The organism is Cesiribacter sp. SM1 (assembly GCF_020178975.1).
GTDB lineage: Bacteria > Bacteroidota > Bacteroidia > Cytophagales > Cyclobacteriaceae > Cesiribacter.
Genome location: NZ_JAHXBU010000039.1, coordinates 130,026 through 143,211 on the forward strand (window position 1 = coordinate 130,026; position 13,186 = coordinate 143,211).

Annotated in this window: 2 protein-coding genes; both read left to right on the forward strand. The window is 49.0% G+C overall.

The annotated features are described in order from the left end of the window. Nucleotides 1-8 precede the first annotated feature (8 nt). Nucleotides 9-3,188 carry an FG-GAP-like repeat-containing protein gene (locus tag KWJ01_RS05115; RefSeq protein WP_304502762.1) on the forward strand — a complete coding sequence of 1,060 codons (3,180 nt, stop codon included), beginning with the start codon at nt 9-11 and terminating at the stop codon, nt 3,186-3,188. A 159-nt stretch (nt 3,189-3,347) separates the two neighbouring features. Further along, on the forward strand, nt 3,348-13,186 hold a 9,839-nt coding region (locus KWJ01_RS05120), incomplete at its 3' end, for a gliding motility-associated C-terminal domain-containing protein (protein WP_224995348.1).

Here is a 13,186-nt window from a genome sequence, read left to right on the forward strand (position 1 = left end):
TTAAACTGATGAAAAAGCTGATTTTTATAGCCTTATCCCTTTTGCTGCCACAACTGGCCGTATTTGCCCAGCGCCCGACAGTGACCGGCATAAGCCCCGTTACAGCTACTGTAAACGAAGCAGTTATTATTACCGGTACAAACTTTCCGGCAGCCACCGATCTGCTGGTATATTTTGGTGCAGCTAAAGCCAGTGTTGTAGAGGCTAACAGCACCATGATCAAGGCTTTAGTTCCTGCAGGCGCTACTTACGAACCCATTACAGTTACCAATCTTGTATCAGGTCTTTCGGCTAAAAGTCTTAGCCCGTTCCAGCTTTCTTTCGGAGGTGGCACCTTCGATCCTGCTCTTATAGCAGCTGAAACAGGCTTTTCGGCCGGCACTACCGACATGGGGGCTATGTATGAGCTTTGCACCTGTGATTTTAACAATGATGGCAAGGTAGATGCTATTACCACAAATTATAGCCGGACCTCTATTTCAGCATTTCGCAATTTCAGTACCCTGGGAACCATAAATTTTGCTAAAACCGATGTTATCATCAATGCAAGCAGCCGCAATGTGGTATGTGGCGATCTGGATGGCGACGGCCGGCCGGATCTTGTAGTCTCAGGCGCAGGCAATTCTGTCGACAGGATCTATGTTTTGCGGAACCTGAGTGCAACTGGCGGAGCACTTACTTTTAGCGCCCCCACTGTTATTCCGATTGGCAATTCCGGGGCTGCCCGCCTGGCCCTGCATGACCTGAACACCGACGGACGCCCTGAGATCATCATGACGAACCGCTCGCTTAATATTGTTTCTATTTTCAAGAATGCTTCTTCTCCGGGATATATACAGTTTGATGCACAACCGCAGAACATATCCATAACCGGCCCTCCAAATACCTACGGCCTAAGCGTACAGGACCTGGATGGCGATGGATTACCCGACCTGGCCGTTAGCCCCCTGCAGGGTAGCAACGTTTATTTACTGCGCAACACCAGCAGCGGAAACACCATCAGCTTTAACAGCGATTACTCCATTACAACAGATCCTGGCCTTGCAAACATTACAGCCGCTGATTTAAACAACGACGGCAAGCCAGATCTGGCAGCCACTCTTTTTTATGATAAAGGAGTGATTATATGGCTTAATAATAGTAGCAGCGGCAATCTTCAGTTTGCTTCAGAGTATATAATTATAACTAGTGGTAGCGCTCCCTGGGGAATTACTGCCGGCGATATTAATGGCGACGGTAAAACAGATCTGTTGGTTGATTATGTTGGAAATCCTGACGATGCTAATTTCAACGTAGCGCTCATCAACCAAACCACCTCTGCCCTTCAACTACAGGAACACCAGGTAAACACCCGGCAAAACGGAAGATACATAAAGCTGGCAGATGTTAATGGTGATGCCAAACCAGATATACTGTATACCGGTGTTGCGGGGAACCAACAGAAGGGCGTTGCAGGGAACCAGCTGGAGGTAATGCGAAACAAACATTGTGTGGTACCCCGTCTTTCGCATACTGGCACTGTTACCCTTTGCAGCGGGCAAAGCATGCTCTTAGCAACTACAAAAGCGCTGGGGGTAACTTATAAATGGACCCGTAACGGGGTAGCTTTAAGTACCACCGAACCTTTCATTACAGTTACCGATGCAGGTATATATGGAGTAACAATCACTTCTACCCTGGATGGCTGTGCCCTTACCTCAGAAACTGTGCAGTTTATATCCGGTACAGGTGGCGGCGGCAGCAGTGCTGTTGCAATAGACCCTATACCGGCAGTATGTGTGGGAGGCACTGTAGAATTAAAAGCTACAGCAATCAATGGGGCTACTTATGTATGGAATGGTCCCAATGGATTTACAGCTACTACAACAACACCTTCTTATTCGCTAAGCAATGTACAACCGGCAGCAGCAGGCTCTTACAGTGTCGTGATCAGATCAGGTGAGTGCCAGTTTACAACTACTGCACAAACCTTATCGGTAAACCAGAATCCGCAACCACAGATCACCTCCTCTGCCACTGCGTTTTGTGCCGGCACTACGGTAAGTCTGCAGGCCCCTGCCGGCTTTACCAGTTACCAATGGAAACTCAATGGTGCTAATTATACCGGCCCGGGCGCTACTACTGCCAGCATTACTACCGGCACTGCAGGTAACTATTCGGTAGTGGTAAGCAATGCAACAGGCTGTAGCGGAGAAAGCGGCATGCTTGCCATTGCCCAGACACAGGCACCGGTAGCCGCATTTAATGCACCTGCAACCGCTTGTTTACAGCAGCCGGTGGCCTTACAAAACACCTCTACCTATGCTGCCGGCAGTACGCCAACGTTCCTGTGGACTTTCGGAGACGGACAAACCTCCACCGAGGCCAATCCTTCTCACACCTACACCAATACTGGTACCTACACTGTTAACTTAACCGTTAAATATGGGTCACAAAGCTGCAGCAGCAACACCAGTAAAACAATTTCAGTGGTTGTGTCTCCGGTTGTGCAACTTGTTGCCGAAGGCGGCACAACTACCTTCTGCCCGGGAGATAGCGTACTGCTAAGCCTGGAAGGAGATGTACAGAATGTTCTATGGAGTACAGGAGAAACTACACCCGCCATATATGCTAGAGATAGCGGTATTGTTAGTGCACAGGTAGTTACCAGCGCCGGTTGTACTCTAGATAAAGCCATTACACTCACGCACCTGGAGCAGCCACAGCTAACGCTTAGCGCCTCCTCTACCAGCCTTGCTGTTGGTGAAATTGCCACTCTAACTATTGGTGGCGCTCTACAGTATGAATGGGAGCAGGCCGACGGGCTCGACGATCTATATAGCTCATCCGTTAGTGTAAAGCCGCTTAAAACTACTACTTACACCGTTAGAGGCTGGGGAGAAAATGGCTGTGCTGCACAGGCTTCCGTAACAATAGAAGTAGACAACACTTTACGCATCAACCCGCCTAAAATATTTGTACCACAGGTAGATGGCACCTGGACCATCAGCAACATAGAATCATACCCCGACCTGCACCTCAGCCTGGTAAACAGCCTGGGACGCACCATTCTGGAAGCCGCTCCCTACAACAACAGCTGGGATGGCTCCGACAGCGGAAGACCACTGGAAGCGGGCGTTTATTATTACATATTCAAGGACGCCAGTGGTAAAGTACTGAAGACGGGCAGCATTACCCTACTCAGGTAAAATCCTATTCTTTCTCCTCATAAAATAACAGCAGGCTTTCCGCCCGAGCAATCTATAGTGATATATTACATGTTTCTCTAGTGAGAATCTAAAGTGCGTAATTTAGTTCCCTGGCATCCTGCCGCTTACTAAACTACTAAAACCATTCTGCCTCCCTTTATGAAGCAGTTTTACGCACTTTTCATTTTACTGATAAGCTTTACGCCTGCCTTCAGCAGCAACTTAGTATTATCCAATTCCGAAGATTTTGCCTGTGGCTGGACGATCAAAGTATCCACTACTCCGCAGACAAAATGTAAACAAAGCCTTATAGACGGCACTGTTAGTGCTGAGGTTTTCAGTGGCAACAAAGCAGTAGAGGGTCTCCACTACACCTGGTACTACTCCGGCACTGTAACCAAACTGGGTACAGGACCAAGCCTTAGCATGCTGGAAGCCGGCTCCTACTATGTAGAAGTTAGAGATCCCGTAAGCAAATGTATCCAAAGGGCCGAAGCTACTGTTGAATTCAAAGGCGAAAAGCCCTGGTTCGTGGTAGAGCACGTAGAAAACGTGCTGACCTGTAATGCAGATCCCTACGGCAGGATAGTGATGAGAAGCGAAAATAAATGGAAGTCTGTCTGGTTCCGGGGCGATCAGGTGCTGGATGGAAAAGGCATTACCATCTGTATGAGCACAGACGAATGTAATGATATACCTCCCGGCACATATACTATTGTATATGAAGATCCCTCCTCCGGCTGCAGATCCGACCCTTATACTTTAACTGTAGAAGGCTGGCCAACAACACCGGTGGTTAATGCCGCCATCATTGCAGATACTACCTGCTCCGGCACAGGCAGTGGCTCCCTTAGCTTAACCGCCATTACCCCATCTCCAGGTACAGAGCCCGAGATGGGGTATTCCTATGTATGGCGCAACAGCAGTGGTGTTGTTCTTAGCCAGTTTGCCAATCAGGCTGTAGCAAGCCCCTTAGCTGCGGGCACCTATACAGTAGTAGTACAAGGAAACTACAGCAACCCAAGCCTTGAGTGTGGTACCTCAGCAACTTTTACAGTACCACATCAGCCTGTAATCCCTGTAGTAAGCGCTACCGCTACTCCCAATACTATATGCACACCGCCCGCCGGCGGCAGCTACAACGGCACCATCACTGCAGCAGCCACCTATAAAGGGCAAACCGTAACCAACTTCAGCAACTACACTTTTACCTGGACTGACACAAACGGTAATACCGGTTCTGTTACCGGAACAAACAAGATTGAGCAGCTGAACGGTGGCACCTACACGATCACGGCCAGGCAGATTACTACGGGCTGTACATCAGACCCCTATACTGTTACCGTCAATAATCAGCTACCTGTACAGACACTTACACTTAGCCCGGTAGCACAAACCAATTGTAACAGCAGCGCACCAAACGGCTCCATCACAGCCAGCTACAGTATTACTCCTGCCAATACAAGTACTCCTGTATTCAAGTGGTACAAAGGCACTACGGTAAGTGCAGCCAATGAGATCAGCGGTGTTACCGGCAATGAAGCCTCTGGTCTGGCCGGTGGTGTAACCTATACTGTTGTAGTTACTGATCCAGGCTCCGGTTGCCAGATCAGCAGGTCTGTTGAGGTACCTCTGCAATCAGGGGTGGTAACTATCACAGCCGCCGCAAAACCTAATTTAGTGTGTGCTCCGGCCACCAGTGTAAATGGCAGCATTGATGTTACAGAAGTCCGCTTCAATGATACCCCGGTTACTGATCTGAGCGGCTATACCTTCAGCTGGTATAAAGGCAGCAGCACTACTCCAATTGCAGGGCAGTCTTCAGCTACACTAACAGGACTGGCCGCAGGCATGTATAGCGTAACTGCCACCAGAACCGACCTGGGCTGTACCTCTGATCCCATCACTGTAGAGATCAAAGACCAGCTGCCCCTGCTTAGCCTCTCCCTTACCCCTGTTGCACAAACCAACTGTAACAATGCTGCTCCCAATGGAGAGCTTACTGCTGCCTTTACGGTAGCTGGCACTACTGCCACAGCAGGTTCTTACAGGCTCAACTGGTACAGAGGAACAACGGTAAGTGCAGCTACTGAAATCACCGGCATTACCGGCAACACTGCCACTGATCTGGCCGGTGGTGTAACCTATACTGTTGTGGCTACTGATGTTGCCTCCGGCTGTAGCACTACTGCTGCTGTTGAGGTACCCCTGCAGCCGGCTGTTATCACCTTTGATGCCACTCCTGCTGCTAATGCTATCTGTGCTCCGGAGAGTGCGGCCAATGGTGAGATAACCGTAGATCAGCTCTACCTCAATGGAAAGGCTGTTACCGGCTTCACTGGCTATACCTTTAGCTGGGCTAAAGAAGTGAACGGCACCTTTACTGCCATTGCAGTTGCAGATGCCAGCAGCAACAAACTAACAGGACAGGCTGCAGGCAGATACCAGGTAAGGGTAACACACAGCCTGCTGGAGTGTACCTCTGATCCCATCACCTTAGAAATAGTCAACCAGCTGCCAGTACAGACACTGACACTGAACCCAACGCCACAGACCAACTGCGACAACACTGCTCCTAACGGTTCCATCACTGCCAGCTACACCATAGTACCTGGTACTGCCACACCACAGCTAAGCTGGTACAGAGGAACAACGGTAAGTGCAGCAACTGAAATCACCGGCATTACCGGCAACACTGCCACTGATCTGGCCGGTGGTGTAACCTACACTGTTGTGGCTACTGATGTTGCCTCCGGCTGTAGCACCACTGCTGCTGTTGAGGTACCCCTGCAGCCGGCTGTTATCACCTTTGATGCCACTCCTGCTGCTAATGCTATCTGTGCGCCTGTAAGTGCGGCCAATGGTGAGATAACCGTAGATCAGCTCTACCTCAATGGAAAGGCTGTTACCGGCTTCACTGGCTATACCTTTAGCTGGGCTAAAGAAGTGAACGGCACCTTTACTGCCATTGCAGTTGCAGATGCCAGCAGCAACAAACTAACAGGACAGGCTGCAGGCAGATACCAGGTAAGGGTAACACACAGCCTGCTGGAGTGTACCTCTGATCCCATCACTGTAGAGATCAAAGACCAGCTGCCCCTGCTTAGCCTCTCCCTTACCCCTTTTGCACAGACTAGCTGTAATGGTACCCCCAATGGTGAGATTGCTGCAGTATTAAGCATCGATGGTGCTACTGTTAGCAGCAGCGCCTACAATCTGGAGTGGTTTGCCGGCACCGACACCAGCACCCCGCTTACTACCGGCACTTTAACTGATGATCTTGCCAAGAACATAGCAGGTGCTCTTTATTATACTGTAAGAGCCACTGATATTAACAGCGGCTGCCAGACTGTAGCTTCTGTTTATGTACCAGCCAAAGAAGGAGTTATTACGTTAGCCTACAGCACCTTTGCTAATAAGATCTGTGACCCAGACAAGATTGTTGGCGGATCATACGATGGTAACATCGAACTCACCTCTGTGATGTTCAATGGAGCTGATCAGGCAGATGTTAGCCGCTATGAGTTTGTCTGGTACAATCAGGTTGGTGGTGTATTTACTGAGTACCACAGGGAACAAGGATCTGCAGGTAAAAAACTCAGCAACTTACCAGGAGGAATATACCAGGTTGAAGTGAAGAATATTGACCTTGAGTGTATTTCCAGCAGAATTACCATTCAGGTAAATGACGAGCCAGAACAACCAACGGTAGCACTTACACAAACCCAGCAAACCTCCTGCGATCCGGCTAATGCAAATGGTACAATGACTGCCACTGTATCGGTTGGTGGAGTAATGGTAACAGACCTTAGTGTTTATTCATTTAAATGGTTTAGTGGTACTAATACAAGCGGCACTGCTATCACTACTAACCTCACTAACAATGACAGCAAAGCCAATCAGCTTGCAAGCGGTTACTATACTGTACAGCTTACTAACACCAACACTGGCTGCGTTGCTACAGCTTCTCTTTATCTGCAGGAAAATTTAACAATGCCAGCAGCACAGCTTGATGTAAAGAATATCACAAGTTGCGAACCAGATGATCACGGTGTTTTAACTGCCAGCGCATTTGAAAACGGAGTTGAGGTTGATTACACGCATCATAATTTTAGCTGGTACCAAATCAAAAGTGATGGTACTACCGTAAAGCTGACTGCCACAGGCAGGTCTTTAGATAAACTGGATGATGGAAGTAATCTTCCTACAGGATACTACACTGTAGTGGCACATAACACCCAAACCAGCTGTTCATCTGCTCCACAAACAAAGTATCTTGCGCCGCCACCAGCCTTGTTTGCTGTTTCCAGCACCATAAACCGCCGGCCAACAATCTGCAACCAGTTTGCTGGTGTTATTACGGCCTGGGTTGACGTTTCAGGAAGCAGAAATACGGATGATTACACCTTTGAATGGTACAAAGGACGCCCAACGGATCCAAATGCGACATTCTATTCTGATCCGGAAATAAGCTTTGAGGATAACACTCCTCTGCAAACCATTCCTGATACATACGACTTTACTGACCTTGATGATATGGGAGCGGTTGCCGGAACTGATTATTACCTCAATGGTGCCAGTATCTTTGGACTACGCGCGGGTATTTATTCAGTAATAGTCACTGATAAAATCTCTTTGTGTAAAGAGATTCTGATTGTAGAACTGCCGAACGATAATGGCCATAAGGCTATGCGTATTGATCTCATCAACTCAGAGACCTGCCCAACCGGTGTTGGTAGCGTACTTGTTCGGGCAACGGATAAAGATGGTAATCCTTTTACTAACCAGGAAGACTACATATTCTATCTCTATAAGGGAAACAACCCTGTTGGTGTTCCTTATGCACAGAAAGCTGGCGATGCTGGTTATACTGAATTTAGTAATCTGCCTGTTGGCTACTATACTTTTCTTGCCAAAGAAACAATTTCGCAAGATCAGTGCGAATCGATTTCGCAGTCATTCGAGATAAAGCAGGTAGCCGTACCACCTGCAGCAAATATCAGCAACATCATCGTTAACACAATGTGCGCAGGCGGTAATGGTGCAGCAGATATTATGGTAGGCCCTGCCGAGTATGAGCCTGGTGCTACTGACCCGGTTACCAGTAAATTCACTGTTACACTTACTGGTCCAACTGCAGTTACTCCCTTAACACTTGTTGCTGCAGGAACCTATAAGTTCGAGGATCTGGAAGCTGGCACTTATACCGGCACGGTTCAGGGATTTGATGAAGACGACAACTACCTGGGCTGCGCAACTCCCATCACCTTTAAGGTACCTTACCAGCCACCAGTGATTACTGTACAGGCTGCTGTTACACATCAAACCTACTGCTCGCCTCTGAATGGAGAGATCAACATCACGGCTGTTTCCGGAGGAGCTACCACTCTTATTTCAGACTACACTTTTACGTGGATGGATGCAAGTGGAACAGTTATTAGCGGCAGCGGAAACGGACCAGCTATTACTGGCCTGGCAGCCGGAACATATTATGTTGTGGCAACGCAAAACAATGCTACAGGCGCAGGCAGTGGTTGTAGTTCAGCACCACTGGAAATCAAGATCAGTAACAAGAGTGTTAACCCAACAGTAGCGCTGGAGGCCGATCCAAATACCTCCTGCGATCCTGCAGTCTATACGGGAGAAGTAAGAATCAAAACCATGCCAGTTGGCAACTTTGATTACGAGTGGTTCTTCATCCAGGCCGATGGTACGAAAGTAAGCAAGGGAACCGGAGACCAGAATACTTATCTTCCTGTTGCCAGTGCAGCCCCTGGTTTATACCGCATTGAGATTACTGCTGAAAATGGTTGCCAGGTAGCTGCTGAAGTTGTAGTGACCGAGCAGATTGTTGTACCGGCAATCACCAAAGTTACTGCAACACCACAAACCACCTGCGATCCTTTAAAAACTGATGGCAGCATTACAGTAGAGGAAGTTACCTATGATGGAACTACCTACGCAGCACCTTTCACTGACTTTATCTTTGAATGGAAAGATGCAAGCGGTAATGTTATTACAGGCTACACAGGAGCTACCATTCCATCTCGTGTTTCCGGCACATATACAGTAGAGGTGTACAGAAGTGTGAATCCGCATAAGAATTGCTACTCTGCACCATTTACTATTACAGTGCCTTATGAGCCGGTGTATCCTGCTGTTGCTTTCCAGACCAACACGCCAAACAATGCCTGCGACACCAACTATACCGGTGAGCTGACTGCTACTGTTAGCTTCACCGACAGCTACAGCTATAAGCTCTTCCGCAATGGTGTTGCCCTGACTGCGCATGCTGGTTCAGCATCAACACTAACCAGCCTTAGCTTCAAAGGGCTGCAGGCAGGCCTTTACACCCTGGAGATCATACAGCTCAACGGCTGTCCTGTTGAGGCTGAAATCACGCTTCAGGATGCCATCCTAAAGCCGGCGATTACTACCGCTACTGCTTCTGCTCAAACTGCCTGTACCTTTGGTGATGGTAGTGCTGCTGTAACAGGTGTCAGCTACAATGGTGCACCAGCTACACTTACTGATTTCACCTACGAGTGGTACAGCGATTTAGCCCTGACTACTCATGTAGCAAGTGGCAGAATACTCAACCAGCAGCTTACTGCCGGTACCTACTATGTGGTAGCCAAGAAGATAGCTTCTCCTCCGGGTTCTGGTTGTGAGTCTGCTCCTTTTGCCGTTACAGTACCTTATGAGCCGGTGTATCCTGCTGTTGCTTTCCAGACCAACACGCCAAACAATGCCTGCGACACCAACTATACCGGTGAGCTGACTGCTACTGTGAGCTTCACCGACAGCTACAGCTATAAGCTCTTCCGCAATGGTGTTGCCCTGACTGCGCATGCTGGTTCAGCATCAACACTAACCAGCCTTAGCTTCAAAGGGCTGCAGGCAGGCCTTTACACCCTGGAGATCATACAGCTCAACGGCTGTCCTGTTGAGGCTGAAATCACGCTTCAGGATGCCATCCTCAAGCCGGTGATTACTACCGCTACTGCTTCTGCTCAAACTGCCTGTACCTTTGGTGATGGTAGTGCTGCTGTAACAGGTGTCAGCTACAATGGTGCATCAGCTACACTTACTGATTTCACCTACGAGTGGTACAGCGATTTAGCCCTGACTACTCATGTAGCAAGTGGCAGAATACTCAACCAGCAGCTTACTGCCGGTACCTACTATGTGGTAGCCAAGAAGATAGCTTCTCCTCCGGGTTCTGGTTGTGAGTCTGCTCCTTTTGCCGTTACAGTACCTTATGAGCCGGTGTATCCTGCTGTTGCTTTCCAGACCAACACGCCAAACAACGCCTGCGACACCAACTATACCGGTGAGCTGACTGCTACTGTGAGCTTCACCGACAGCTATAGCTACCAGCTCTTCCGCAATGGTGTTGCCCTGACTGCACATGCTGGTTCAGCATCAATACTTACCAGCCTTAGCTTCAAAGGGCTGCAGGCAGGCCTTTACACCCTGGAGATCATACAGCTCAATGGCTGTCCTGTTGAGGCTGAAATCACGCTTCAGGATGCCATCCTAAAGCCGGTGATCACCTCTGTGAAGATAAGCCCGCAAACCAACTGCCAGAGCATTGGCGATGGTGAGCTGGAAGTAGATGGCATCAGCTATAACGGCATCAGCGGCACACTTGCCGACTACACCTATGAGTGGTTTGATGCAACCGGCAACAGTATTGGCAGCAACATCCTGAAAGATCAGCTTACTGCCGGTAACTACTATGTGGTGGCTAAAAAGATAGCTTCTCCTCCGGGTTCTGGTTGTGAGTCCGCTCCTTTTGCCGTTACAGTGCCTTATGAGCCGGTGTATCCTGCTGTTGTCTTTACAACCAGCATCAACAACACCTCCTGTAATGCTTCGGCTAATGGGTCTTTCACAGCCACTATCAATAATTTTGGTAGTCACTACAGCTACACCTTGTATAAAAATGGTGCTGCCACTACCTATGCTGCTACAAACATTACCAACAGCACCCTCAGCTTCTCCGGAATGGAGGAAGCTGAGTATAAGCTAGTGGTTACTGCTGTAAATAGTTGCCCTACCGAAGCCATAGTAACCCTGGTGAAAGAAGAGGTAAGCAGCAGCCTGCTGATAAGCGCCACAGATCAGTTAACCTGTAATCCTGATGGTACTATCACTGTAAATGAGATTAGCTTTAACGGTCAGTCTTACAGTGGTGCCGCCATTCTGGCTAACTTTTCTCTAAGCCTGCTCGATGAGGCTAATGTTGCTTTAAACTATACTGCTGCCAGCACGGCAGAAGGTGCCCTTTACAGCAATTTGCCTGCAGCCATTTACACCATAGTTGCAACCCGTCTGCAGCCTGGGGCTGGATCTGTGGCAGGCCAGGGATGTTCCGTAAGTTACAGACAGGTTATAAGTGATGTAAGTGTGGCGCCAGCTATTGAGGTGGTTGAGTACAACATGATCTCTGACTGCTTTGGAAATCCAAAAGGCTTGATTCAGGTAGCTGTAGATGGCACGACCACTAACCCTGGTAATTACACAGTAAGCTGGCAGTTCCGCCAGACTACTGCAGATGCACTGCAGCCATTCCCTGGCACTGGCTTCAGGATAACAAACCTGGATCCCGGCTTCTATACCATAACCACCAATGACAATAACACCGGCTGTACCAATACTTTCGAGTTTGAAATCAGTGAGGTTGTGGTTGACATTGCAATTAGTGCCAGCGCCAACGACCAGACCTACTGCCAGCCGCTGGATAACGGTGAATTGTTTGTGCGGGTAGTGAACCAGGAAGAAATCAGGAACACCCTGGGCTTCCTGCCTAAGTTCGACTTTGAAGTGTATGCAGGTGAGTGGACTACCCCACCCGGCAGCGACTACAAGTACGATGCCCGCAACGCCAGCCAGTTCAGCCAGCTGAATGTAAGCACCAGTGCCTATACTGTTTTTGCCTGGTTTAACGGTCACCTGGTTTGTTTGGGAAGCGATAAAGCCTTTGTTGGTTATGTGGATAATACCCCGATGCCAACCGCGCAGGCAGATGCTTACTTAACCATATGCGATCCTGAACGCCCCAATGCCAGTGCCTCTGCCAGTGTAAATGGCGTAACCGATGGTTATACCTTTACCTGGTACAAAGAGACAATTGCTCCGGCCAACAAGCACCACCAGGAAGGCCCTGCGGTAACAGAGCTTAGCGAGGGTAAGTATGTTGTTGAGGTATACAGCATCATAACGGGCTGCACGGGTTATACAGAAGTTGAGGTAAGTGCGCAGTTCCCTGATGTTCCTTTTGTAGACGCCATGCTAACAGCAACATCCTCTACCAGCTGTGCTGCCCCTAACGGCAGCCTGGAGGTGAATGTTGTAAACCGCGATGGTTTTGACTTTACCTGGTACAGAGGCGAAACAGCAGATCCAGCCATGCTGATCCAGAACGGACCGCTTCCTTACAGACAGGATAACCTGGCCGAAGGAACCTACACGGTAGTAGCTACCGACAAGGCTAATGGTTGTATCTCAAATGCTGTAAGCAAACACCTGGGTGGCAACTACACCTATCCTGATTACGACATCCAAGTTACGCCGGCAAACTGCTCTATCAATGGTACAGCCCGTGTGGTAGACCTAAGCGGCAGGTTACGTGAGTACTTCATTTACCGTGGTACCGATACCAGCGGAACGCCGCTTGCCGATCATAATACGGGCACTTTCTCAGGTATTGCGGGCACCTATACCCTTAAAGTAATTTCCGAGGATGGTTGTGAGCAGACACGACCTTTTGAAATTACCGATGTGGTAGCTCCTTTCAATGGTGTAACCGCTAATGGTGATGGTGACAACGATTACTTCCACCTGGCCTGCATCGATCTGTTCCCGCAAAACCTGGTGCGCATATACAACCGTGCAGGCGGGCTGGTATTTGAGATGTCGGGCTACGACAATAACCTGCGGGTGTTTGACGGAACCGGCAACAGGGGTCTTTACCTGGGCAACAAGCAGCTGCC